Raw genomic sequence first — 21,780 nt, 5'->3', positions numbered from 1 at the left:
TCCAAAACGTTTTGGAAAGGAAAAAAAGATTTCGCTTCTTCAGGCTGCTGACCGCCATCCCCGACCGTCAGGGCGGGTCATAAGTTAAGCAACTCAGCCATGCCAGCCGGGAGGTAGTGGCGAAAAATTGATGCATTATGCGAATAATCGTAGGCAATCAATGAAAAATATCGAAGCCAGAAAAACAGGATAGTTAAGCATGGCAAATGATTCAAATTAATGCTTATCACCAATTAATAAGCGTTTATCTGGAAAGGTGCTAAGCAATGCTGAGGAATGGAACCGATTCCTTTTTTACGGAAGTGCTTGAACTATTTCGATCTGTTGCAGCTTTTTAATGCAAAATAGCGGCCCGAAGTCTGGAAACCGCACGGCCATTTTCACCGAAAACGGCGATAAATGGTTTTACTACGCACTGATTACGCGAGTAATTGATTAACGCCTGAAACAAGTATGGGAAGATTGCATGAGTAAGCATAAAGGAAGCGTCGGGCAACGTATTAAGCGGATTGCTATCCGACTCATTCTGGCGTGGCTGGGGATTTGGCTGGCGGGCATTTTGCTGTTTTCATTTTTGCCAGTGCCGTTCTCGGCAGTGATGGTTGAGCGTCAGCTGGGCGCCTGGTTGCGCGGAGACTTCAGCTATGTGGCCCATTCGGACTGGGTCGGGCACGATGATATTTCTCCCTGGATGGGATTAGCGGTGATTGCTTCTGAAGATCAAAAATTCCCGACTCACTGGGGTTTTGATGTCGCGGCGATTGAGTCGGTACTGGATAACAGTGATAGCCGGATGCGTGGTGCCTCAACCCTGTCGCAGCAAACGGCTAAAAATCTGTTTCTGTGGGATGGACGCAGCTGGATTCGTAAAGGGCTGGAGGCGGGCCTGACGGTGGGCATTGAGACGGTCTGGACCAAGCGACGTATTTTAACCGTCTATCTGAATATCGCCGAGTTCGGGCCAGGGGTGTTTGGCGTGGAGGCAGCGTCACAGCGCTATTTCCACAAGCCAGCCAGTCGGCTGACGGCCGCTGAAGCGGCGTTGCTGGCGGCGGTGCTGCCTAATCCTATCCGTTTCCGTGCGGCGGCGCCGTCGGGCTACGTACGGCAGCGCCAGCAGTGGATTTTGCGTCAGATGCGCCAGCTGGGCGGCGAGGGCTTCCTGCAGCGTAACCGGCTGGATTAAGCCTTAATCTTCATCAAAGCCCGCTTCAAACAGCTCAATAACCGCAGCCAGCGCCGGGATCTCTTCCGGTCCGCTGGCTTCGATTTCAATATGTCCGCCCTGTGCCGAATCGAGCATCAGCAGCGCAATCACGCTGCTGGCTTCCGCTTCGGTGCCGGCTTCGTTGCGCAGCAGCACTTCAGCATCAAAGCTCTGCACCAGTTCAAACAATTTCATGGCTGGCCGGGCATGCATGCCCAGCTTATTTTTGATTTCAACGGTTTGTCTGACGGTCATGATTTACGCTTTTCCAACGTACGGTGGCGTGACTGGACATTCTTGCCGCGTGAACGGAAGTAGTCCGCCAGCTGCTCGGCAATGTAGACCGAACGATGTTTCCCGCCGGTACAGCCGATAGCGACAGTAAGGTAACTGCGGTTGTTGGTTTCCAGCATCGGTAGCCACAGTTCCAGATAACTGCGGGTCTGGTAAATGAAGTTATGCACCTCGGTATGGCGATCGAGAAAGGCGGCAACCGGCCGATCGAGGCCCGTCATCGGGCGCAGCTTAGGGTCCCAGTGCGGGTTCGGCAGAAAGCGCACGTCAAACACATAATCGGCATCAATCGGGATACCGTGCTTGAAGCCAAACGACTCAAACACCATCGTCAGCTCGCGTTCACGCTTGCCCAGCAGTCGGGTTCGCAGCATCTCCGCCAGTTCGTGCACCGACATCTCTGAGGTATCAATGATCAGGTCAGCACGCGAACGCAGCGGCTCCAGCAGATCGCTCTCTTCATCAATGGCACTTTCCAGCGATAAGTTTTTACTGGAGAGCGGATGCAGACGGCGGGTATCGCTGTAGCGGCGAATCAGGGTATTACGATCGGCATCAAGAAACAGCAGCTGAGGCGAAAATGTGTCGGGCAGATTATTCAGCGCGGTTTCAAAAACTTCAGGGGATTCAGGCATGTTGCGGACATCGATACTCACCGCTGCCGAGATGTTGCGTTCCGCCAGCGAGTTCGCTAACTCGGGCAACAGCACCACCGGCAGGTTATCGACGCAGTAAAAACCCATATCTTCCAGCGCGCGCAGCGCCACTGACTTCCCCGAGCCTGACCGACCGCTCACGATCATCAGCACCATGACCTTCTCTCCCGTTTTAAAACCGGCTCGCAGCCGGTAAAGACGCGTTACTGCTCTGACTGGCCTTCTGTGATAATGGCATAAAGCTCTTCATCACTCTGCGCGGCGCGCAGACGGCGGCAGACGGTTTTATCCGCCAGACGCTTCGCCACCAGTGAAAGGGTGTGCAGGTGAGTTTTGCACTGGTCAGCCGGCACCAGCAGGGCAAACAACAGATCGACCGGCTGATTATCAACGGCATCAAACGCTATCGGCTGCTCAAGGCTGATAAACACCCCGACAGCGCGCAGCGTATCCTCTTCCAGCTTACCGTGCGGAATGGCAATGCCGTTGCCAATGCCGGTACTGCCCATGCGCTCACGGGTGAGGATCGCTTCGAAAAGCGTCTGGTGCGGCAGGTTGAGCTGCTTAGCGGCCAGTTCGCTGATAATTTCCAGCGCGCGTTTTTTGCTCTGGCAGTGGACGCCGCTGCGGGTGCAGTCGGGCGAAAGCACTGTGCTCAATTCCAGTGTTAGATCGTTGTTCATTATCGTTTCACTTGCGAGTTAACCTGGTCATTAACCCTCAGCCTGTCATGATGCTGAGAGCGAATGGCGCTTGCTTAGATGACAAAACGGGGCGGATATCCGCCCCATACTGTCGGCTCTGCACGCAGAGCGCGCTTAGCGAGCGTGAAGGTTAGTGTTTTTTCAGTTTGTCTTTGTGTTTGGTCAGCTGACGGGCAAGCTTGTCGATTAGCCCATCGATGGCCGCATACATATCTTCCGCTTCCGACGTGGCGTGCAGCTCGCCACCGTTGATGTGAAGCGTTGCGTCGGCCACCTGCGTGACCTTCTCGACCTTCAGGACAATATAGACCTGATTGATATGTTCGAAATAGTGTTCCAGTTTGGCAAATTTACCGCTGACGAAATCGCGCAGTGGTGCGGTGATTTCAACATTTTGCCCGGTAAGGTTCAGCTGCATAGGTCTTCCTTCTCATTTCTGTCAAACCAGCTGTTTACGCTGGTTCGATGGCGGGATGGATAAAGACTCGCGGTATTTGGCGACGGTACGACGTGCCACCATGATCCCTTGATCAGATAACATGGAGGTGAGTTTACTGTCGCTCAAGGGTTTGGCTGGATTTTCCGCCGAGATTAATTTTTTCACCAGCGCGCGAATCGCCGTCGATGAGGCTTCGCCGCCACCTTCAGTATTCACATGACTGGAGAAAAAGTACTTCAGTTCAAAAATGCCACGCGGACTGTGCAGATACTTTTGCGTGGTCACGCGGGAAATGGTCGACTCGTGCATCTCTACCGCCTGTGCGATATCAGCCAGCACCATCGGGCGCATGTACTCTTCGCCCTGCTCAAAAAACGCCTGCTGCTGCTCGACGATACAGCGCGTCACCTTCAGCAGTGTGTCGTTGCGGCTTTCCAGGCTTTTAATCAGCCAGCGCGCTTCCTGCAGGTTACTGCGAATGAACTGGCTGTCGCTGTCGTTGCGCGTCGCCCCGCTCATGGCGGCATACTGCTGATTGATTTTCAGGCGCGGAACGCTGTCGGCGTTAAGCTCAACCGTCCAGCGGTTGCCGACTTTACGCACCAGCACGTCGGGAATGACATATTCCGGTTCGCCGGTATTAATCGACTGACCGGGACGCGGGTCCAGCGACTGAATTAACAGCATCGCCTCTTTCAGCACCTCTTCTTTAAGGCGCGTAACCCGCATCAGGCTGCGAAAATCGTGGTTAGCCAGCAGATCCAGATGTTCACTGACGATTAGCCGGGCTTCCGCCAGCATCGGCGTTTCGGGCGCATATTGCGACAGCTGAACCAGCAGGCAGTCACGCAGATCGCGTGCGCCAACGCCAATCGGATCAAAGCGCTGGATGCGTTTCAGCACCGCTTCAACTTCATCGGCCTCAAGCTCATCGTTGCCGATGCTGTCGAGAATCTCTTCAAGCGAAACGGTGAGGTATCCGGTGTCATCGATCGCATCCACGATCGAGGTGGCAATGGCGCGGTCGGTATCGCTGAACGGCGTCAGTTCAACCTGCCACATCAGGTAATCCTGCAGTGACTGGGTCGTCTCACCCTGATAAACCGGTAATTCATCATCCTGGTAATCGGTACCGGTGCCTGACGGCGTGCCGGCAGTGTAAATCTCATCCCAGGTCGCATCCAGCGGCAGCTCATCAGGCATCTCTTTCTGCTCAAGCGCTTCACGGGTATCCAGCGCTTCGCCTTCCTGAGCCTCACGAGAGTCGATTTCTTCATGCAGATCGGTCTGTTCAAGCAGCGGATTACTTTCCAGTGCCAGCTGTAACTCCTGCTGGAGTTCAAGCGTAGAGAGTTGCAGCAGGCGAATCGCCTGCTGCAACTGCGGTGTCATCGCCAGCTGTTGGCTGAGCCTGAGTTGCAAACCTTGCTTCATAGACAGGATGGTAGTTCCCAGGTAAACATCAGTATTTACGACACCTTATCAGAGTCTGAACTCTTCACCCAAATAAACCCGCTTAACCTGCTCATCTGCCAGAATTTCATTCGGCGTGCCGTGCGCGATCAGGTGACCCTGACTCACGATATAAGCCCGTTCGCACACCGCTAAGGTTTCGCGCACGTTATGGTCGGTGATCAATACGCCCAGACCGCTGTCACGCAGGTGCTCGATGATTTTCTTGATGTCGATGACCGAGATCGGGTCAACACCGGCAAACGGCTCATCCAGCAGGATAAATTTGGGGTTCGCAGCCAGCGCGCGGGCGATCTCGACCCGGCGGCGTTCACCGCCGGATAGCGCCTGGCCCATGCTGTCGCGCAGGTGCTCGATGTGAAACTCTTCCATCAGTTCGTTGGCGCGATCCTGACGCTGCTCTTCAGTGAGATCGTCACGGATTTGCAGGACCGCCATCAGGTTATCGTAGACGCTGAGGCGACGGAAAATCGAGGCCTCCTGCGGCAGATAGCCGATACCGCGGCGCGCGCGGGCGTGCAGCGGCAGGATACTGATATCTTCATCATCAATAATAATGCGGCCTGCGTCGCGCGGCACAATACCGACCACCATGTAAAAAGTGGTGGTTTTACCGGCGCCGTTCGGGCCCAGCAGGCCGACAATCTCGCCGGACTTTACCTGCAGACTGACATCTTCTACCACGCGACGGCCTTTATATGCCTTCGCCAGGTTTTCTGCGATTAATGTGGCCATAGCTATCAGTTACTCTTCTTTCCGCTGTTGGACGAACCTTTATCCTGCAGTTGCGATGGCACCAGCACTGTAGTGACGCGCTTGTTCTGGCCCTGGCTGTACGCCTGCATTTTCTGCTCTTTCACCAGATAGGTAATGCGATCGCCTTTGATGTTGCTGTCCTGCTGCTCAATGAAGGCGTTGCCGGTCAGCTCTACAAAGTCGTTAGCCAGTTCATAATGCAGTTTTGCCGCGTGGCCCTGAACGGGTTTGCCGCTGTCCTGCATCTGGTAAAAGGTAGCCGGATTGCCGTAGGCATCGACGATGGTTTTCTTGCTGTCGCCGCCCGGACGGGTCACGACCACTTTATCAGCGGTGATTTTGATCGAACCCTGGGTGACGATAACGTTGCCGGTAAAGGTCGCGACATTGCCCTGCAGATCCAGCGCCTGGTTCTGTGAGTCAATATTGACGGGCTTATCCGAGTCACCGGTCAGGGCCAGCGCAGGTACGCTGCTCGCCAGCAGCATGCTGGCCAGTAAAAACCTGAGGCTATTTTTGTTCATTTTGAATTTCATAAGAAGTTTTGACCTTTTCGATTAACTCGGCGTTTTTTGTCCGTAAATTGCCGCGCATTTTCATGCCGGTGGAGTTAAAACTACGGCCATATAACGTCACCTGGTCGTCAGAAGTTACATCCTGAGTGACAAGATTGATCTGGGCATTGTCGGTTTTGACCCGTTCAAGCTGAGAATCCTGCGTCAGCGTGTTCAGTTCAACATGACCATACAGATAGAGCATACGATCTTTAGTGAGCTTTGCTTTGTCCGCACGGAGTTTCCAGGTCGGCACTTTATTTTCGTCGTAAGTCGTCATGACCGGATTATCAAACCAGCTGATCTCCTGATCCGAAAAATAGGTCACTTTATCGGAGATCAACTTATACGACAGCGCACCCTGTGGGTTGTAGACCACGGTGTGTGAATCCGCACTGGTATAGGTCGGTGCCTGATCATCGGTGGCAACCGGCGTACTCTCATCCTGATTGGTAAGATTCCAGCCGATTAAAACCAGTGCAATCAAGGTCAGAATCAGCGTCATCCAACGCCTGCTTTTACTCATACTGATTGCCCTTTGGCATCCTCAAATTTGTTCTGCGACATTAAGATAAGATCGCACAGTTCACGCACCGCGCCGCGTCCGCCAGCAATGCGCGTCACGTAGTGCGCACGCGGCAACAGCACCGGATGTGCATCCGCCACCGCCACGCTTAATCCCACTTTTGCCATCACCGGCCAGTCGATCAGGTCATCACCGATATAGGCGACCTGCCGATCGGAAAGAGACAGTTTATCCAGAAGTTCGCCATAGGCCAAAAGCTTATCCGATTGTCCCTGATAAAGATGACGAATGCCGAGCGTTTTACAGCGATCTTCCATCAGACGCGCATTACGGCCTGTAATAATAGCCACTTCCACATCGGAGGTCAGCAGGCAACGTATGCCGTAGCCGTCCCGCACATTAAAGGCTTTCAGCTCTTCACCGTTATTGCCCATGTAAATCACCCCGTCGGACATCACGCCATCGACGTCGCAAATCAGCAGACGAATCTGGCTGGCGCGGGCCATGACCTCGGCGCTGACCGGTCCGTAGCAGGTATCAATCGGGGGAGTTGCCTGTTGCATTTTCATTTCCTGTTCAGACCACGCCAGCGCGTAGCATGTCATGCATATGTACCACACCGAGCAGATGGTCGTCATCGGCGACCAGGATCGAGGTAATGTTTTTGGTTTGCATCAGGTTCAGCGCTTCAACCGCCAGCATATTAGGTCGCACCCGAATGCCGCCAGGCGTCATCACTTCGCCAATGGTAGCGTGCTGGAAATCGATACCCATATCGAAGATGCGGCGCAGGTCACCATCGGTAAAAATGCCTTCAATCTTCATCAGATCATCGACGATGACCGTCAGTCCGAGGTTTTTGCGGGTAATTTCCAGCAGGGCATCGCGTAGCGACGCGTCACGAGTGACGTGAGGCAGTTCATCGCCGCTGTGCATGATATCGGCGACATGCAGCAGCAGTTTACGCCCCAGCGCGCCGCCGGGATGCGAGAGCGCAAAATCTTCGGCGGTAAAACCGCGCGCTTCCAGCAGCGAAACGGCCAGCGCATCACCCATCACCAGCGTGGCGGTGGTGCTGCTGGTGGGTGCCAGGCCGAGCGGGCAGGCTTCCTGCGGGACGCTGACGCACAAGTGGACATCGGCCGCCCGACCCATCGCGCTTTCAGGCCGGCCAGTCATGCAGATCAGCGTGATCTTCTGCCGCTTCAGCACCGGAATCAACGCGAGAATTTCATTCGACTCGCCGCTGTTGGAGATGGCGATCACCACATCATTCTGGCTTACCATACCGAGATCGCCGTGGCTGGCTTCAGCCGGATGGACGAAAAAGGCTGGCGTACCGGTACTGGCAAAGGTGGCCGCCATTTTTTTACCGATGTGTCCTGACTTGCCCATCCCCATCACCACCACTTTCCCTTTGCAGCCATAGATCAGGCTACAGGCGCGGGTAAAATCGTCGTTAATGTACTGATCGAGCTGCTCAAGGCCTTCACGCTCAATGCGCAATACCGCTTTGCCTGCGCGCTGGAAATCAAAAACTGCCGGTTGCTGATATGACATGGTCAGTCTGTCCTTGTTAGCCGTCCATCAACGCGGGCTGCATCCACAGCAGCGTCACCCAGACGAAGAAACCACAGAGTAAAAGTGCGCCTGCCCGGCGACCCACGCGTCGGCGGCGTAACAGGCAGAGCAGGGCGAACAGGGCGCTGACGCCCAGCATCACCCAGTAATCGCGGGCGAAAGCGTGGTAGTCGATGCTGCCAGGGTGCATCAGCGCCGGCAGGCCCAGTACGATAGCAATATTATAAATGTTGGCGCCGATCAGGTTACCGATCGCGATATCATCTTCGCCCTTCAGCGCGCCGGCAATCACCGTCGCCAGTTCGGGCAGACTGGTGCCAACCGCAATCAGCGTCAGGCCCATCACCAGCTCGCTGACGCCAAAATAGTCGGCAAACACCGTGGCGTTGTCGATCACCATCCGCGTCGACATCGGCAGGATAATCAGTGCGACCGCCAGCCAGAGGAAGGCCACCGTATTACCGCCTTCATCGCGCGGCAGTTCCGCCAGCTGTTCACGGGTCAGGGTATCGTTGTTATCCCGTTCCGCTTTGCGCGCGATGCGGATCACCACCATCAGATAAATGGCGGCGATGGCGATCAACCCGATGCCATCCAGTCGGCTAAGCTGATTATCAAACAGCATAAAACCACTGAGCAGCGTCACCAGTAGCATTAATGGCAGTTCCCGGCGAATCAGGTTTGAGTGTACGCTGAGCGGATGCATTAACGCAGCGGCACCCAGAATCAGTAAAATGTTGGTAATATTCGAGCCGAGTGCGGTGCCGACAGCAAGATCCATCTGGCCATGCTGCGCGGCGGAGAAGGAGAGGATCATCTCGGGCAGCGACGTGCCGATGCTGACCACCGTCATACCGATGATTAACGGCGGAATGCCAAATGATCGACAGAGTATCGAGGCGCTAAACACCAGACGATCGGCACCATAAGCCAGTAAAAGCAAACCGATAATCAGCAGTGCAGAAGCTACGAACATGAAAAATCCTTGCGTAAAAACCCCAGGCCGGCACGCCTTATCTGACGGGTTTCAGGTTCTGTGCGATGAATCAGGCGCTGATTTTGACCGTCTGAAAGGCAAAAGTAAATTTAATGGCCGTTTTCGCCAAATCTTACCGATAAGTTTCTGTAAAGCTATCGTGAATCAGGACCGAACAGGCTACCATCGTAACCCATGTTTACGCCCGATCCTTACAAGAGGTAATAATGATCCAGCAGCAGACGAATCTGGTTGAGGTTCGTGGCGTGAGTTTCGCGCGCGGAGATCGCCAAATCTTCGATGACATTTCGCTGACCGTACCGAAAGGCAAGGTGACGGCGATAATGGGACCCTCCGGGATCGGCAAAACCACTCTGCTACGCTTGATTGGGGGTCAGCTTCAGCCGACCCGCGGCGAAATCTTTTTTCGTGGCGAAAACATCCCGTCACTATCACGCGCTAAGTTGTATGAAGCGCGTAAAAAAATGAGCATGCTGTTCCAGTCTGGCGCGCTGTTTACTGACTTAACGGTGTATGAAAATGTTGCCTGGCCGCTGCGTGAACACACCCAACTGCCAGCCCCGTTACTGCACAGCACGGTATTAATGAAGCTGGAAGCGGTCGGCCTGCGCGGCGCGGCGCAGCTGAAACCGGCTGAGCTGTCGGGCGGGATGGCGCGTCGCGTGGCGCTGGCACGCGCTATAGCACTGGAACCAGAACTGATTATGTTCGACGAACCCTTTGTCGGACAGGACCCGATTACCATGGGCGTGCTGGTTAAACTGATTGATGAACTTAACCACGCGCTGGGGCTGACCTGTATTGTGGTGTCGCACGACGTACCGGAAGTATTAAGTATTGCGGACTACGCCTATATCGTGGCCGGACAGAAAATTATCGCACACGGCACCACGCCGGAACTGCGAGAAAACAACGATCCGCGTGTCCGCCAGTTTATTGATGGAGAAGCGGATGGTCCGGTTCCATTCCGTTTTCCTGCCGGCGACTATCTCGCGGATTTAACCGGCTCAGGGAGTAACTAAACTGATGGTGTTGAAGGCGCTGGCGGCATTAGGTCGTCAGGGAATTGAAACGTGCGCCAGTTTTGGACGCGCAGGACTCATGCTGTTTCATGCGCTGGTCGGCAAACCAGCGTTCCGCAGACACACGCCGCTACTGATTAAACAACTGTATAGCGTCGGCGTGCTGTCGCTGCTGATCATCGTGGTTTCCGGTCTGTTTATCGGCATGGTGCTTGGCCTTCAGGGGTATCTGGTCTTAACCACTTACGGGGCTGAAACCAGTCTGGGTATGCTGGTGGCGCTGTCGTTGCTGCGCGAACTGGGGCCGGTAGTGACCGCGCTGTTGTTCGCCGGACGGGCAGGCTCCGCACTGACCGCCGAAATCGGCCTGATGAAAGCGACCGAACAGCTCTCCAGCATGGAGATGATGGCGGTTGACCCGTTACGCCGGGTGGTATCGCCGCGCTTCTGGGCGGGGTTTATCAGCATGCCGTTGCTGGCGCTGATTTTTACCGCGGTGGGTATCGCTGGCGGAGCGCTGGTCGGCGTGAGCTGGAAAGGGATCGATCCCGGTTTCTTCTGGTCGGCGATGCAGAATGCCGTTGATTTTCGTTCCGATGTAGTGAACTGCCTGATTAAAAGCGCGGTATTTGCCGTTACCGTAACGTGGATTGCGCTGTTTAACGGCTACGATGCGATTCCAACTTCTGAAGGGATCAGTCGCGCGACGACGCGTACCGTGGTGCACGCGTCACTGGCGGTGCTCGGATTGGATTTTGTGCTGACAGCACTGATGTTTGGGAACTGATGCAATGCAAAGCAAAAAAAGCGAAATCTGGGTTGGCATTTTCATGATTATGGCGTTACTGGCAGCGCTGTTTCTCGCGCTGCGCGTCGCCGATTTGAAGTCGATGGGCACGGAACCGACGTGGAAGCTCTACGCCACCTTTGACAATATTGGCGGCCTGAAAGCCAGTTCGCCGGTAAAAATTGGCGGCGTGGTGATTGGCCGGGTGACCGACATTGAGCTGGAGCCAAAAACGCTGCTGCCACGCGTCACTATGGAGATCAGCGATCAGTACGCCAATAAGATTTCAGACACCAGTTCGCTGGCGATCCGCACCCAGGGATTGCTGGGCGAACAATTTCTGGCGCTAAACTTAGGTTTTGACGATCCCGAGCTGGGATCGGCAATGCTGAAAGATGGCGACACCTTACGTGATACCAAGTCGGCGATGGTACTGGAAGACCTGATTGGTCAGTTCCTCTACAAGAGCGGCGATAATAAACAGAATAATGACAGTAAGGATGCGCAGGAGGACAGCAACGCTGCCCCTGCGGCACCGGCTCAACCTTAAAACAAGAGGGTATATATGTTTAAACGTTTACTGATGATTGCCATGCTGGTCGTGGCAGTGCCATTGACGGCGAATGCGGCCGATCAGAGCAATCCCTACAAACTGATGAACGAAGCGGCGCAGAAGACCTTTACCCGTCTTAAAAATGAGCAGCCGAAAATCAAGCAGGACCCGAATTACCTGCGTGAGATTGTGCGTCAGGAACTGCTGCCGTATGTGCAGATTAAATATGCCGGTGCTCTGGTGCTGGGACGCTACTACCGTGACTCAACACCTGCGCAGCGCGAAGCCTATTTCAGCGCGTTCGGTGACTATCTGGCACAGGCTTACGGCCAGGCCCTGGCGCTCTATCACGGTCAGACCTATCAGATTCAGCCTGAGCAGCCGCTAGGCGATGCGAAAATTATCGCGATTCGCGTCTCAATTATCGATCCGAATGGCCGTCCGCCGGTTCGCCTCGATTTTCAGTGGCGTAAGAACAGCCAGAGCGGCAACTGGCAGGCGTATGACATGATCGCCGAAGGCGTCAGCATGATCACCACCAAACAAAATGAGTGGAGCGATCTGTTACGCACTAAAGGGATCGACGGCCTGACGGCGCAGCTGAAATCCTCCGCCGCGCAGCCGATCACGCTGGATAAACAGCAATAATGCGCGAATCGTTAAGCTGGCAGCGTGAAGCCAGCACACTGTCACTGAAAGGTGAGCTGGACCGCGATACGCTGCTGAGCCTGTGGCAGCAGCGTGACACGCTGATCAAAGACGTGGATATTATTGACGTCGCGGCGCTGGAGCGGGTCGACTCTTCCGGATTAGCCCTGCTGGTGCATCTGCGTGAAATCGCCCGGGCGCAGGGCATTACCCCAAGGTTTGCCGGTATCAGCGACAAACTGCAGTCGCTGATTACCCTTTACAATCTGCAACAGATTATTGTTTCTGCGGATAAAAGCGCCTGATTTCCGGTTGTTATGCTAAGCCCCTGTTTTACACAGGGGCTTTTGCGTATTTAAGAGTCAGCCGCTTTCCTCTAAGATGTCCCCCTTATTATTATCAGGTGAAGTTAAGCGCAATGGAAAACAGTGAAATTCAGGCCGTGCTGATGGCAGCATTGCCTTTAGATGAAGTGCATGTGATGAGCAATGATGGCAGCCATTTTCAGGTGATCGCCGTAGGCGAACTGTTTGGTGAGCTGAGCCGCGTTAAGAAGCAGCAGGCTGTTTACGCGCCGCTGATGGAATTCATCGCGGATAACCGCATTCATGCTGTCTCCATCAAAACCTATACTCCCGCTGAATGGGCGCGTGACCGTAAACTCAACGGTTTCTGATCCGTCAGCCTGGTGAACTCGCCGTGCGCGAGTCCGACCTTTAGCTAGTTAATTGAGAGCCGTGTTAATGGACAAATTTCGTGTGCAAGGCCCCACCCGCTTAAGTGGTGAAGTAACCATTTCCGGGGCGAAGAACGCCGCGCTGCCTATTCTGTTTGCTGCCCTGCTGGCTGAAGAGCCGGTCGAGATCCAGAATGTGCCCAAGCTGCGCGATATCGATACCACCATGAAGCTGCTGAGCCAGCTGGGTGCGAAGGTGGAGCGTAACGGTTCTGTGCATGTCGATGCCAGCGCGGTGGATGTCTTCTGTGCCCCTTACGATCTGGTCAAAACCATGCGTGCTTCGATCTGGGCGCTGGGTCCGCTGGTGGCGCGTTTTGGTCAGGGTCAGGTTTCTCTGCCGGGTGGCTGTGCGATTGGCGCGCGTCCGGTCGATCTGCATATTACCGGCCTTGAGCAACTGGGCGCTGAGATCAAGCTGGAAGAGGGCTATGTTAAAGCCTCCGTCAATGGCCGTCTGAAAGGCGCGCTGATCGTGATGGATAAAATCAGCGTCGGTGCGACCGTGACGATCATGAGCGCTGCGACCCTGGCGACCGGTACCACGGTGATTGAGAATGCTGCCCGTGAGCCAGAAATTGTCGATACCGCCAACTTCCTGAATACCCTCGGCGCGAAAATCAGCGGCGCAGGCACCGATAAAATTACCATCGAAGGCGTTGAGCGTCTGGGCGGTGGGGTTTACCGTGTGCTGCCGGACCGTATTGAAACCGGCACCTTCCTGGTGGCGGCAGCCATTTCAGGTGGCAAAGTGGTCTGTCACAAAACGCAGCCCGATACGCTGGATGCCGTACTGGCCAAGCTGCGTGATGCCGGTGCAGATATCGAAACCGGTGAAGACTGGATCAGCCTGGATATGCACGGCAAGCGACCGAAAGCGGTCAATGTCCGCACCGCACCGCATCCGGGTTTCCCAACCGATATGCAGGCGCAGTTCACGCTGCTTAACCTGGTCGCGGAAGGTACTGGCCTGATCACTGAAACCATCTTTGAAAACCGCTTTATGCACATCCCGGAATTAATTCGTATGGGTGCGCACGCGGAAATCGAGAGCAATACCGCAATCTGCCACGGCGTAGAAACGCTGTCTGGCGCCCAGGTGATGGCAACCGATTTACGCGCCTCTGCCAGCCTGGTACTGGCGGGTTGCATCGCGGAAGGCACCACGCTGGTCGATCGTATTTATCATATCGATCGTGGCTACGAACACATCGAAGATAAACTGAAAGCGATGGGCGCCAATATTGAGCGCGTCAGCGGCGAAGAGTAAGTCTGCTGAACGGTCCGGAAAAGAGCCAGCCCCATAACAGGGCTGGTTTTTTTTTGCCGGGTGAAGGCTAGAGATCGTTGTGGTCATCGGGTTGATCGAGCGAGGATCGAATCCGCTGCTTACGATCCAGCAGGCAGTGTGTATCGGGATCGTAGTAGCGGCTGGGCCAGATCTCCGAAGGATGTACCTTGATCGCCTCCGCGATCAGCCATTCACCTTTGGGCCAGGGCCGCGACAGTGCATTCGCCAGCGTTGATGAACTCAGGCCTGCCGCCCGTGACAGAGCGGCCAGCGTGGTACCGCGTTTGTGCAAGGCGGCGATAATATCGGCGGGATGCCAGTCCTCAATCCTTTTCTGCATAAACCTGTTCTCCTTGTCCTTGTTATTGCGTCACCCAGGCGGGCGCTGACTTTCCTTTTTTCAGTATTATCTGGAAAGTTGACGGTTTTTATAGCAAATAGGTTCCGTATGTTTCCAGTAAAATTTGGATCTTAATCCAGATCTGCGTGAACCCACGCAAAAGCGATGCAACAACAGAAACAGGGGAGAAGGAAGTGAGGCAGATAAACAAAACGGAGCCAGAGCTGGCTCCGTCAGGGGTTAAAAATCGCGCTGAACAGACATATGCGCCAGTGATTCCAGCGCGCTGCGCCACGGCGTTTCCGGCAGAATTTTCAGGGCTGCAATCGCTTTATCCGCTTCCTGTTCCGCGCGCTTGCGCGTCCATTCCAGCGAACCACACTGATTCATTGCTTCCAGCACCGGTTCCAGCAGATGCCGGCCATTGCCTTGTTCAATCGCTTCTCTGATCATCTTTGCCTGATCGGGCGAGCCATGCTGCATGGCATGCAGCAGCGGCAGCGTCGGTTTCCCTTCGCTCAGGTCATCGCCGGTATTCTTACCCAGCGTTTCACCGTCGGCGCTGTAATCCAGTAAATCGTCAATTAACTGGAAAGCCGTGCCCAGATAGCGCCCATAATCCTGCAGCGCTTTCTCTTCTTCAGGCGTCGCCTCAGCCAGAATCGCAGAGGCCTGTGAGGCGGCTTCGAACAGGCGCGCGGTTTTACTGTAAATTACCCGCATGTAGCTCTCTTCGGTGATGTCCGGATCGTTCACGTTCATCAGCTGCAGGACTTCGCCTTCCGCGATCACGTTCACCGCTTCCGACATCAGCGCCAGAATGCGCAATGAGCCCATGCTGGTCATCATCTGGAAAGCACGGGTATAAATAAAATCACCGACCAGCACGCTCGCCGCATTGCCGAACGCCGCATTGGCGGTCGCTTTGCCACGACGCATATCGGATTCATCCACCACATCGTCATGCAACAGCGTGGCGGTATGGATAAATTCGATTAGCGCCGCATTGGTGACGTGCAGATCGCCCTTGTAACCCATGGCGCGTGCGGAAAGCACGGCGATCATGGGGCGGATACGCTTGCCCCCACCACTGATGATGTAATAGCCCAACTGGTTGATGAGCGAGACATCTGAATTCAGCTGGTCGAGGATGGTCTGGTTAACGGCAGCCATATCCTGTGCGGTTAATTCATTAATCTGTTCTAAGTTCATTCGTCTTTTCAGCTATGACTCGTTTCTCTGCCATGGTAAGTGCTTTTACCCAGCCAGCGTTCAGGTAATCTGTTACTGATTGTACTTGAATTTTCTGGTTGAGGAACGTTTGCGTTCAGCCTGTGTTTTTTTTCTGCAAGAGAGTGCAAAGTGCTCTTGTCTTCTCCTGGAGTTTTGCGTAGAATTCGCGCCCTATTGTGAATATTTAGCGCGCCGCCTGATGAACTAAAAGGCAAGCGCAGAAGCGGAGTTTTATATGTACGCGGTTTTCCAAAGTGGTGGTAAACAACACCGAGTAAGCGAAGGTCAGACCGTTCGCCTGGAAAAGCTGGACATCGCAACCGGTGAAACCATTGAGTTTGACCAGGTTCTGATGATTGCCAATGGCGAAGACGTGAAAATCGGCGCGCCACTGGTTTCAGGCGGTATGATCAAGGCGGAAGTTGTTGCTCATGGTCGTGGCGAGAAAATTAAGATCGTTAAGTTTCGTCGTCGTAAACACTACCGTAAGCAGCAGGGCCACCGTCAGTGGTTCACTGATGTGAAAATCACTGGCATCACTGCCTAAGAGGAGATCTGACAAATGGCACATAAAAAGGCTGGTGGTTCGACTCGAAATGGTCGTGACTCCAACGCAAAACGTCTGGGTGTAAAACGTTTCGGTGGCGAATCTGTTCTGGCAGGTAGCATCATCGTTCGTCAGCGTGGCACCAAATTCCACGCCGGTAACAACGTAGGTTGTGGTCGTGACCACACCCTGTTTGCTACCGCAGACGGCAAAGTAAAATTCGAAATTAAAGGTCCGAACAACCGTAAATACATCAGCATCGTTGCTGAGTAAGGTTGTCGTGACGCAGACGTTTAACGTCTGAACGCACGAATTAAAGGCCCCGCAACTGCTGCGGGGCTTTTTACATTCTGCGCTCGGTTGCCGTAAAGGCGACGCATCACAAAAGTTTGCTGTACACTTTATGTACGCACTGGCGAAAGCCAATCCTGATTTATCCGCCGCTGGTCAGCGCAGAAGACCCTGGCGGACCCGTTTGCAGAGTGCTGCAGACGATTGTGTGACGGAGATAGAAAATGAAGTTTGTTGATGAAGCGACAATATTGGTCGTCGCCGGTGATGGCGGTAATGGTTGCGTTAGCTTCCGCCGCGAAAAATATATCCCGAAGGGCGGCCCGGACGGCGGTGATGGCGGTGACGGTGGTGACGTTTATCTGATCGCTGACGAAAACCTAAACACCCTGATCGATTATCGTTTCGAGAAATCCTTCCGCGCCGAGCGTGGACAGAACGGCCAGAGCCGTGACTGTACCGGCAAACGCGGTAAAGACATTGTGGTGAAAGTGCCGGTTGGCACCCGGGTTATCGACCAGGGTACCGGTGAGACCTTAGGCGACATGACGCGTCACGGCCAGAAACTGATGGTCGGCAAGGGCGGCTGGCATGGCCTGGGCAACACCCGTTTCAAATCGTCGGTTAACCGTAGTCCGCGTCAGAAAACCATGGGTACGCCCGGTGAAAAACGCGACCTGCAACTGGAGCTGATGCTGCTGGCTGACGTCGGTATGCTGGGCTTGCCAAACGCCGGTAAATCGACCTTTATCCGCGCCGTCTCGGCAGCCAAACCGAAAGTGGCAGACTATCCGTTTACCACCCTGGTACCAAGCCTGGGCGTGGTGCGTATGGACAGTGAGCAGAGCTTCGTGGTGGCCGATATCCCTGGCCTGATCGAAGGCGCAGCTGATGGCGCAGGCCTCGGTATTCGCTTCCTGAAGCACCTTGAGCGCTGCCGCGTATTACTGCACCTGATCGACATCGACCCGATTGATGAAAGCGATCCGGTTGAAAATGCCCGCATCATTCTCGGCGAGCTGGAAAAGTACAGCGAGAAGCTGTTCAACAAGCCACGCTGGCTGGTGTTCAACAAAATTGATCTGATCAGTGAAGAAGAGGCGCAGTCGCGTGCTAAAGCCGTTGCTGATGCGCTGGGCTGGGAAGGGAAGTATTACCTGATCTCTGCCGCCAGCCGTACCGGCGTCAACGAACTCTGCTGGGACGTGATGAGCTTCATCAACGCGAATCCTAAAGAAGCCGAGCTCGAAGAGAAACAGCCGGAGAAAGTGGAGTTCATGTGGGACGATTACCACAAAGAAGCCATTGAAAACGCGGTTGAAGTGGAAGATGAAGAGTGGGATGAGGAGTGGGATGATGAAGACGACGAAGGCGTCGAAATCATTTATCAGCGCTAACCCTCTGTGCGCATCAGCAGACAATAGCTGATGCGTGATGCTCCCTTTTCGGGCTGAAAAGGGAGCATCACACCGGCGTTAGCGCATCACCGCCACGCCCAGACGGGCACTGCAACACAACTGATCCCGACTATTACGAATCTCTATCTGCCAGCTCTGGCTGCGCTTACCCAGATGTAACGGACGACAAATCCCGCGCACCACACCGCTTGATACCGCACGATGATGGCTGGCATTCACTTCCACGCCCACCACGCTGCTGCCTTCCTCTGTTGCCAGATAGCCCGCAATTGAACCCATCGATTCCGCCAGTACCACCGACGCGCCGCCGTGCAGCAGGCCAAAAGGCTGATGCGTTCGGGCATCGACCGGCATGGTCGCTTCCAGATAATCATCACCGATCAGGGTAAAAATGATCCCCAGATGCGCCACCAGCGAGTTCTCACCCAGCGCATTCAGCTCCGCAAGATCGATAGATCGTTTCCAGATCGCTGACATCTTCAGGCTCCCAGCGTTGCGCCGCCATCCACCACGATATCCTGTAAGGTCACATGGCTGGCGAGATCGGAGGCAAGAAACAGCACGCTGGCGGCAATTTCCTGCGGCTGCGCAATCTTTCCGAGCGGGATGCCGAGCTTAAACTGATCCGGGAAGCCCGCGATCATCTCCTGCTCACCGGTCGGCGTATGCCACAGGCTGCGCTGCATCTCTGTGTCGGTGGAGCCGGGTGAGACGATGTTGCAGCGCACGCCATACGGCGCCATCTCCAGACCCACGGTCAGGCAGAGGCTGCGCAGCGCCGCTTTTGATGCGCCGTAGGCGGACATGCCAATCCGCGGCGCGTGCGCTGAGTTTGAGGCGACGGTGACAATCGCGCCCGCCCGCTGCTGCCGGAACACTGGCAGGGTCTGCTGGAACAGGTTAAACGCGCCACCGGCATTGACGTTAAGACAGGCCTGCCAGTCGGTAAACGACAGCTCATCGGTGGCACCAATCCGCAGAATACCGGCGGCGTTAACCAGCACATCAATGCGCGGCTGAACCGCCAGCAAACGCTGGCAAAGGGTTTTCACCTGCTCCGGCTCGGAGACGTCCAGCGTATGACAGGGAAACGGGTAGTCGTGGCCGTGAAAACGTTGATCGAAGGCTTCAACCTGCGCGCCCGCCTGATGAAACGCCAGCGCGGTATGATAACCAATTCCCTGGCCGGCACCGGTTATCCAGACAATTTTTCCGCTGAAGTCGAATGCGTGGCTCATTGTGCAGGCTCCCGTGACAGCAGCGCCCACCAGCCATCAATACTTGGGTTTTTGGCCAGGCTGACAAAGTCGATATCGCCGTGCACCTGACGCCAGCGAGCCGCCAGCGCCATGACCCGCACCGAATCCAGACCGTAATCGATCAGGTTTTCATCATCTTCCGGCACGTCATCATCTTCCAGCAGCGGCAGAATCAGCGCCCGCAAATCGTCTTTGCTCAGCGGCAGCGGCATCAGGTCGGCGGTCATCACCACTTTGCCACTGCGGCCTGCGGTGTAGGTCAGCGCCATCATGTGCTCTTCGCGGCTGAAATCCGCCAGCGCATCGGCCACCATAAACGGCTGAATGTTGCGCATAAACGCATCGGTGGCGGTGGTCAGGCAGCCGATGTGGGCATAAACGCCGGTGATAATCAGCTGATCGCGGCCCATCTCCTGCAGGATCGACTCCAGCGGCGAGCGATGGAAGGCGCTGTAGCGCCATTTGGTCAGCACCTGATCGTCGGCATCCGGTGCCAGCGCGTCCACGATCTTCTGCTGATCGGGATGCTTATTCAGTCCTGGTCCCCACATATCGTTGAGCAGCGCACGATCTTCATCGCTCTGCGCATTGGGCTGGGCGGTGTAGAACACCGGAATCCCTTGTGCTTTGCAGTAACGACGCAGGCGGGCAATATTGTCGACCACCTGCTCCACCAGCGGGCTGTTTTCGCCCCAGAAATTCAGGAAATAACGCTGCATATCGTGGATCAGCAGCGCGGCGCGACCGGACTCCAGCGCCCATTTTACCTTGTTGGTCGGCAACTCAGTGGCGGCTGGCAGCGGATAAGAGGTCAGTTTTGGAATAGCCATAGAAAAATCTCCGGACAGATCAGGCTTGCGCTTGTTGATCGGCAAGTTGTTGGCGCAGACGTTTTTTATCCACCTTGCCGACGTGGGTCAGCGGCAGGGCTTCTACGCAGGTTATACGGTCGGGCAGTTTGAATTCTGCTACCCCTAATTCACGCAGGTGACGACGCAGCGCCACCGGTTTAACCGGCTGACGGGCCACAATAAAGGCGCAGCTTTTCTCACCCATCAGCTCATCGTTCATCGACACCAGCGCCGCGTGGATCACATCCGGATGACGTTGCAGCAGATTCTCGATCTCTTCTGCCGCGATCTTCTCGCCGCCGCGGTTGATCTGATCTTTCTCCCGGCCCTGGACGATGATGTTACCTTGCGGGGTGATCTCAATCAGATCGCCGGAGCAGTAAAAACCCTGTTGATCAAAGCTGGCGGCGTTATGTTCCGGGCTGTTGTAGTAGCCGCGGAAGGTATAAGGCCCGCGCGTCATCAGTCGACCAATGGCACCGGTCGGCAGCGGATTACCCTGTTCATCGGCGACCCACACTTCATCATCCGGCGAGATCGGGCGACCCTGGGTGGTCAGAATGGTGGTTTCATCATCATCAAGGCGGGTGTAGTTCACCAGGCCTTCCGCCATGCCGAACACCTGCTGCAGCTTGCAGCCGATCTCGGTCTGAATACGCGCCGCCAGCGTCTCGCCCAGCTTCGCGCCGCCAACCTGAATGCGTTGCAGCGATGCCAGTGCGGCATTGCTGCCCCATTCCTGAATCGCCTGCAGCCACAGACTCACGGCGGGCGGAACCAGACCGGTATCGGTCACCTGATGCTTTTCAATCAGCGGGAAGCAGAGCGTGGCGCTGGGATCGGCGGCCAGAATCACCTGTCCGCCTGCGTAAAACACCCCCAGCGCGCCCGGAGAGCTCATTGGAAAATTATGCGCTGCGGGCAGGGCGATCAGATAACGGGTGTCAGCGGTCACGCCACAGATCACATCACTTTCGCGGATGCTGTAATAGTAATCGTTATGGGTGCGCGGGATCAGTTTTGGCGTGCCGGTGCTGCCGCCTGACAGCTGGAAAAAGGCCACTTCATCGCCCGCAGTCGGCGTAGCGACAAAATCACCCGCCGGTTCGGCCAGCAGCGCTTCAAGGCTGTTTTCAGCCTGGCCGTTGCCGCGCAGGATCACCTGCTGTAGCCCGTTATGATCGCAGCACAGCTGGTCAATAAACGCCTCATCGGCGAACAGCGCGTGGCTGCGATCGGCAATCAGCAGGCGGGGCGCAATCTGGCTGGCGTACGCCGTCAGCTCAGTACGCTGATGACTGAACAGCGCGTTAACCGGCGCAACACCAATTTTAAACAGCGCAAACAGCGTCAGGTAAAACTCCGCCACGTTGCCGAGTTGCACCAGCGCGGTATCACCCGGTTTCAGGCCACGACGCTGCAACGCCGCCGCCAGGTTGTCACTTAAACGGGCCAGCTGGCGGTAAGTGAGCTGTCGATCGCCATCAATAACCGCCACGCTGTCGCGCTGCTGGTGGCGTTCGAGGATGTCGGTCATCGGCAGATCCAGCCAGTAACCTTTTTCGCGGTAACGCGCGGCCAGATCGTCAGGCCAGCGGCTGTAGGAAAGGGTCATAC

28 protein-coding genes are annotated in these 21,780 nt (G+C 55.3%); 11 read left to right on the top strand and 17 right to left on the bottom strand.

What is annotated here, in order from left to right:
* The first annotated feature begins 466 nt into the window (after positions 1–466).
* Positions 467–1,186, top strand: a complete 720-nt coding sequence (gene mtgA, locus LZU96_RS18130; RefSeq protein WP_233985489.1) for a monofunctional biosynthetic peptidoglycan transglycosylase — start codon at positions 467–469, stop codon at positions 1,184–1,186.
* 3 nt (positions 1,187–1,189) lie between these two features.
* Here mtgA and npr read toward each other — a convergent pair whose 3' ends face one another.
* The 11 genes from npr to LZU96_RS18075 form a co-directional block, all read right to left on the bottom strand.
* Positions 1,190–1,462, bottom strand: a complete 273-nt coding sequence (gene npr, locus LZU96_RS18125) for a PTS phosphocarrier protein NPr (protein ID WP_094122239.1) — start codon at positions 1,460–1,462, stop codon at positions 1,190–1,192.
* Positions 1,459–2,313: an RNase adapter RapZ gene (gene rapZ / locus LZU96_RS18120; protein ID WP_094122240.1), complete on the bottom strand. Its 855-nt coding sequence runs from the start codon at positions 2,311–2,313 to the stop codon at positions 1,459–1,461. The genes npr and rapZ overlap by 4 nt, the downstream gene beginning before the upstream one ends.
* Positions 2,314–2,360: 47 nt before the next feature.
* Positions 2,361–2,840, bottom strand: a complete 480-nt coding sequence (gene ptsN / locus LZU96_RS18115; RefSeq protein WP_031375451.1) for a PTS IIA-like nitrogen regulatory protein PtsN — start codon at positions 2,838–2,840, stop codon at positions 2,361–2,363.
* A gap of 151 nt (positions 2,841–2,991) precedes the next feature.
* Positions 2,992–3,279 (bottom strand): ribosome hibernation promoting factor, encoded by a 288-nt coding sequence (hpf, locus tag LZU96_RS18110; RefSeq protein ID WP_031375450.1) that lies wholly within the window; start codon positions 3,277–3,279, stop codon positions 2,992–2,994.
* Positions 3,280–3,300: 21 nt separating this feature from the next.
* Positions 3,301–4,734: an RNA polymerase factor sigma-54 gene (gene rpoN / locus LZU96_RS18105; protein ID WP_233985488.1), complete on the bottom strand. Its 1,434-nt coding sequence runs from the start codon at positions 4,732–4,734 to the stop codon at positions 3,301–3,303.
* Between the two features lie 48 nt (positions 4,735–4,782).
* Positions 4,783–5,508: an LPS export ABC transporter ATP-binding protein gene (gene lptB, locus LZU96_RS18100; RefSeq protein ID WP_031375449.1), complete on the bottom strand. Its 726-nt coding sequence runs from the start codon at positions 5,506–5,508 to the stop codon at positions 4,783–4,785.
* Between the two features lie 5 nt (positions 5,509–5,513).
* Entirely contained in the window at positions 5,514–6,065 is a 552-nt protein-coding gene (lptA, locus tag LZU96_RS18095) for a lipopolysaccharide ABC transporter substrate-binding protein LptA (RefSeq protein WP_233985487.1), read from the bottom strand.
* Entirely contained in the window at positions 6,040–6,609 is a 570-nt protein-coding gene (lptC, locus tag LZU96_RS18090; protein ID WP_233985486.1) for an LPS export ABC transporter periplasmic protein LptC, read from the bottom strand. The genes lptA and lptC overlap by 26 nt, the downstream gene beginning before the upstream one ends.
* The gene (gene kdsC, locus LZU96_RS18085) at positions 6,606–7,172 is read right to left on the bottom strand and encodes a 3-deoxy-manno-octulosonate-8-phosphatase KdsC (protein WP_233985485.1); all 567 of its coding nucleotides are present in this window, start codon (positions 7,170–7,172) and stop codon (positions 6,606–6,608) included. Before kdsC ends, lptC begins: the two co-directional genes overlap by 4 nt.
* 13 nt (positions 7,173–7,185) lie before the next feature.
* Entirely contained in the window at positions 7,186–8,169 is a 984-nt protein-coding gene (kdsD, locus tag LZU96_RS18080; RefSeq protein ID WP_233985484.1) for an arabinose-5-phosphate isomerase KdsD, read from the bottom strand.
* Positions 8,170–8,185: 16 nt separating this feature from the next.
* Positions 8,186–9,166 (bottom strand): calcium/sodium antiporter, encoded by a 981-nt coding sequence (locus LZU96_RS18075; RefSeq protein ID WP_233985483.1) that lies wholly within the window; start codon positions 9,164–9,166, stop codon positions 8,186–8,188.
* Positions 9,167–9,393: 227 nt separating this feature from the next.
* Here LZU96_RS18075 and mlaF point away from each other — a divergent pair, with 227 nt between their 5' ends.
* From mlaF to murA, 7 genes are all read left to right on the top strand, one after another.
* Positions 9,394–10,209, top strand: coding sequence for a phospholipid ABC transporter ATP-binding protein MlaF (gene mlaF, locus LZU96_RS18070; protein ID WP_233985482.1), 816 nt, complete (start codon positions 9,394–9,396; stop codon positions 10,207–10,209).
* A gap of 4 nt (positions 10,210–10,213) precedes the next feature.
* A complete protein-coding gene (mlaE, locus tag LZU96_RS18065; RefSeq protein ID WP_233985481.1) occupies positions 10,214–10,996 on the top strand; it encodes a lipid asymmetry maintenance ABC transporter permease subunit MlaE in 783 nt (260 codons plus the stop codon).
* 4 nt (positions 10,997–11,000) lie between these two features.
* Complete coding sequence (gene mlaD, locus LZU96_RS18060; RefSeq protein WP_233985480.1) at positions 11,001–11,546, top strand: outer membrane lipid asymmetry maintenance protein MlaD; 546 nt, start codon at positions 11,001–11,003, stop codon at positions 11,544–11,546.
* A gap of 15 nt (positions 11,547–11,561) precedes the next feature.
* Entirely contained in the window at positions 11,562–12,197 is a 636-nt protein-coding gene (mlaC, locus tag LZU96_RS18055; protein WP_233985479.1) for a phospholipid-binding protein MlaC, read from the top strand.
* A complete protein-coding gene (gene mlaB / locus LZU96_RS18050) occupies positions 12,197–12,502 on the top strand; it encodes a lipid asymmetry maintenance protein MlaB (RefSeq protein WP_233985478.1) in 306 nt (101 codons plus the stop codon). The genes mlaC and mlaB overlap by 1 nt, the downstream gene beginning before the upstream one ends.
* 113 nt (positions 12,503–12,615) lie before the next feature.
* A complete protein-coding gene (ibaG, locus tag LZU96_RS18045; RefSeq protein ID WP_010251880.1) occupies positions 12,616–12,873 on the top strand; it encodes a BolA family iron metabolism protein IbaG in 258 nt (85 codons plus the stop codon).
* Between the two features lie 67 nt (positions 12,874–12,940).
* A complete protein-coding gene (murA, locus tag LZU96_RS18040) occupies positions 12,941–14,203 on the top strand; it encodes a UDP-N-acetylglucosamine 1-carboxyvinyltransferase (RefSeq protein WP_233985477.1) in 1,263 nt (420 codons plus the stop codon).
* 67 nt (positions 14,204–14,270) lie between these two features.
* Here the strand turns inward: murA and LZU96_RS18035 are convergent, their stop codons facing one another.
* Positions 14,271–14,564 carry a helix-turn-helix domain-containing protein gene (locus LZU96_RS18035; protein WP_233985476.1) on the bottom strand — a complete coding sequence of 98 codons (294 nt, stop codon included), beginning with the start codon at positions 14,562–14,564 and terminating at the stop codon, positions 14,271–14,273.
* 240 nt (positions 14,565–14,804) lie between these two features.
* Positions 14,805–15,776, bottom strand: a complete 972-nt coding sequence (ispB, locus tag LZU96_RS18030; RefSeq protein ID WP_233985475.1) for an octaprenyl diphosphate synthase — start codon at positions 15,774–15,776, stop codon at positions 14,805–14,807.
* A gap of 256 nt (positions 15,777–16,032) precedes the next feature.
* Between ispB and rplU the strand changes: the two genes are divergently transcribed.
* The 3 genes from rplU to cgtA all read left to right on the top strand — a co-directional run bounded on the left by rplU (position 16,033) and on the right by cgtA (position 18,032).
* Complete coding sequence (rplU, locus tag LZU96_RS18025) at positions 16,033–16,344, top strand: 50S ribosomal protein L21 (protein ID WP_031375435.1); 312 nt, start codon at positions 16,033–16,035, stop codon at positions 16,342–16,344.
* A gap of 15 nt (positions 16,345–16,359) precedes the next feature.
* Complete coding sequence (gene rpmA / locus LZU96_RS18020; RefSeq protein WP_031375434.1) at positions 16,360–16,617, top strand: 50S ribosomal protein L27; 258 nt, start codon at positions 16,360–16,362, stop codon at positions 16,615–16,617.
* A 242-nt stretch (positions 16,618–16,859) separates the two neighbouring features.
* Positions 16,860–18,032 carry an Obg family GTPase CgtA gene (gene cgtA / locus LZU96_RS18015; protein ID WP_233985474.1) on the top strand — a complete coding sequence of 391 codons (1,173 nt, stop codon included), beginning with the start codon at positions 16,860–16,862 and terminating at the stop codon, positions 18,030–18,032.
* Between the two features lie 78 nt (positions 18,033–18,110).
* Here cgtA and LZU96_RS18010 read toward each other — a convergent pair whose 3' ends face one another.
* From LZU96_RS18010 to LZU96_RS17995, 4 genes are read right to left on the bottom strand one after another with little or no spacing between them, the layout of a single operon-like run.
* Entirely contained in the window at positions 18,111–18,530 is a 420-nt protein-coding gene (locus LZU96_RS18010) for a hotdog fold thioesterase (protein ID WP_233985473.1), read from the bottom strand.
* A 2-nt stretch (positions 18,531–18,532) separates the two neighbouring features.
* Positions 18,533–19,291, bottom strand: coding sequence for a 2,3-dihydro-2,3-dihydroxybenzoate dehydrogenase (gene dhbA, locus LZU96_RS18005; protein WP_233985472.1), 759 nt, complete (start codon positions 19,289–19,291; stop codon positions 18,533–18,535).
* On the bottom strand, positions 19,288–20,142 hold the full coding sequence (locus LZU96_RS18000; RefSeq protein WP_094122259.1) for an isochorismatase family protein: 855 nt from the start codon (positions 20,140–20,142) through the stop codon (positions 19,288–19,290). Before LZU96_RS18000 ends, dhbA begins: the two co-directional genes overlap by 4 nt.
* A gap of 19 nt (positions 20,143–20,161) precedes the next feature.
* Positions 20,162–21,778, bottom strand: coding sequence for a (2,3-dihydroxybenzoyl)adenylate synthase (locus LZU96_RS17995; protein ID WP_233985471.1), 1,617 nt, complete (start codon positions 21,776–21,778; stop codon positions 20,162–20,164).
* Positions 21,779–21,780: the final 2 nt, after the last annotated feature.

The sequence above is a fragment of the Pantoea agglomerans genome, assembly GCF_021397715.1.
Classification (GTDB): Bacteria; Pseudomonadota; Gammaproteobacteria; order Enterobacterales; family Enterobacteriaceae; genus Pantoea; species Pantoea astica.
Note: the sequence above shows the minus strand (reverse complement) of the source record. Positions and strands in the feature narration are given on the sequence as shown.

Excerpts from the sequence above, each read along its gene's own strand:
- mtgA (WP_233985489.1), top strand. The coding sequence starts at position 467 with ATGAGTAAGCATAAAGGAAGCGTCGGGCAACGTATTAAGCGGATTGCT.
- npr (WP_094122239.1), bottom strand. The coding sequence starts at position 1,462 with ATGACCGTCAGACAAACCGTTGAAATCAAAAATAAGCTGGGCATGCAT.
- rapZ (WP_094122240.1), bottom strand. The coding sequence starts at position 2,313 with ATGGTGCTGATGATCGTGAGCGGTCGGTCAGGCTCGGGGAAGTCAGTG.
- ptsN (WP_031375451.1), bottom strand. The coding sequence starts at position 2,840 with ATGAACAACGATCTAACACTGGAATTGAGCACAGTGCTTTCGCCCGAC.
- hpf (WP_031375450.1), bottom strand. The coding sequence starts at position 3,279 with ATGCAGCTGAACCTTACCGGGCAAAATGTTGAAATCACCGCACCACTG.
- rpoN (WP_233985488.1), bottom strand. The coding sequence starts at position 4,734 with ATGAAGCAAGGTTTGCAACTCAGGCTCAGCCAACAGCTGGCGATGACA.
- lptB (WP_031375449.1), bottom strand. The coding sequence starts at position 5,508 with ATGGCCACATTAATCGCAGAAAACCTGGCGAAGGCATATAAAGGCCGT.
- lptA (WP_233985487.1), bottom strand. The coding sequence starts at position 6,065 with ATGAAATTCAAAATGAACAAAAATAGCCTCAGGTTTTTACTGGCCAGC.
- lptC (WP_233985486.1), bottom strand. The coding sequence starts at position 6,609 with ATGAGTAAAAGCAGGCGTTGGATGACGCTGATTCTGACCTTGATTGCA.
- kdsC (WP_233985485.1), bottom strand. The coding sequence starts at position 7,172 with ATGCAACAGGCAACTCCCCCGATTGATACCTGCTACGGACCGGTCAGC.
- kdsD (WP_233985484.1), bottom strand. The coding sequence starts at position 8,169 with ATGTCATATCAGCAACCGGCAGTTTTTGATTTCCAGCGCGCAGGCAAA.
- LZU96_RS18075 (WP_233985483.1), bottom strand. The coding sequence starts at position 9,166 with ATGTTCGTAGCTTCTGCACTGCTGATTATCGGTTTGCTTTTACTGGCT.
- mlaF (WP_233985482.1), top strand. The coding sequence starts at position 9,394 with ATGATCCAGCAGCAGACGAATCTGGTTGAGGTTCGTGGCGTGAGTTTC.
- mlaE (WP_233985481.1), top strand. The coding sequence starts at position 10,214 with ATGGTGTTGAAGGCGCTGGCGGCATTAGGTCGTCAGGGAATTGAAACG.
- mlaD (WP_233985480.1), top strand. The coding sequence starts at position 11,001 with ATGCAAAGCAAAAAAAGCGAAATCTGGGTTGGCATTTTCATGATTATG.
- mlaC (WP_233985479.1), top strand. The coding sequence starts at position 11,562 with ATGTTTAAACGTTTACTGATGATTGCCATGCTGGTCGTGGCAGTGCCA.
- mlaB (WP_233985478.1), top strand. The coding sequence starts at position 12,197 with ATGCGCGAATCGTTAAGCTGGCAGCGTGAAGCCAGCACACTGTCACTG.
- ibaG (WP_010251880.1), top strand. The coding sequence starts at position 12,616 with ATGGAAAACAGTGAAATTCAGGCCGTGCTGATGGCAGCATTGCCTTTA.
- murA (WP_233985477.1), top strand. The coding sequence starts at position 12,941 with ATGGACAAATTTCGTGTGCAAGGCCCCACCCGCTTAAGTGGTGAAGTA.
- LZU96_RS18035 (WP_233985476.1), bottom strand. The coding sequence starts at position 14,564 with ATGCAGAAAAGGATTGAGGACTGGCATCCCGCCGATATTATCGCCGCC.
- ispB (WP_233985475.1), bottom strand. The coding sequence starts at position 15,776 with ATGAACTTAGAACAGATTAATGAATTAACCGCACAGGATATGGCTGCC.
- rplU (WP_031375435.1), top strand. The coding sequence starts at position 16,033 with ATGTACGCGGTTTTCCAAAGTGGTGGTAAACAACACCGAGTAAGCGAA.
- rpmA (WP_031375434.1), top strand. The coding sequence starts at position 16,360 with ATGGCACATAAAAAGGCTGGTGGTTCGACTCGAAATGGTCGTGACTCC.
- cgtA (WP_233985474.1), top strand. The coding sequence starts at position 16,860 with ATGAAGTTTGTTGATGAAGCGACAATATTGGTCGTCGCCGGTGATGGC.
- LZU96_RS18010 (WP_233985473.1), bottom strand. The coding sequence starts at position 18,530 with ATGTCAGCGATCTGGAAACGATCTATCGATCTTGCGGAGCTGAATGCG.
- dhbA (WP_233985472.1), bottom strand. The coding sequence starts at position 19,291 with ATGAGCCACGCATTCGACTTCAGCGGAAAAATTGTCTGGATAACCGGT.
- LZU96_RS18000 (WP_094122259.1), bottom strand. The coding sequence starts at position 20,142 with ATGGCTATTCCAAAACTGACCTCTTATCCGCTGCCAGCCGCCACTGAG.
- LZU96_RS17995 (WP_233985471.1), bottom strand. The coding sequence starts at position 21,778 with ATGACCCTTTCCTACAGCCGCTGGCCTGACGATCTGGCCGCGCGTTAC.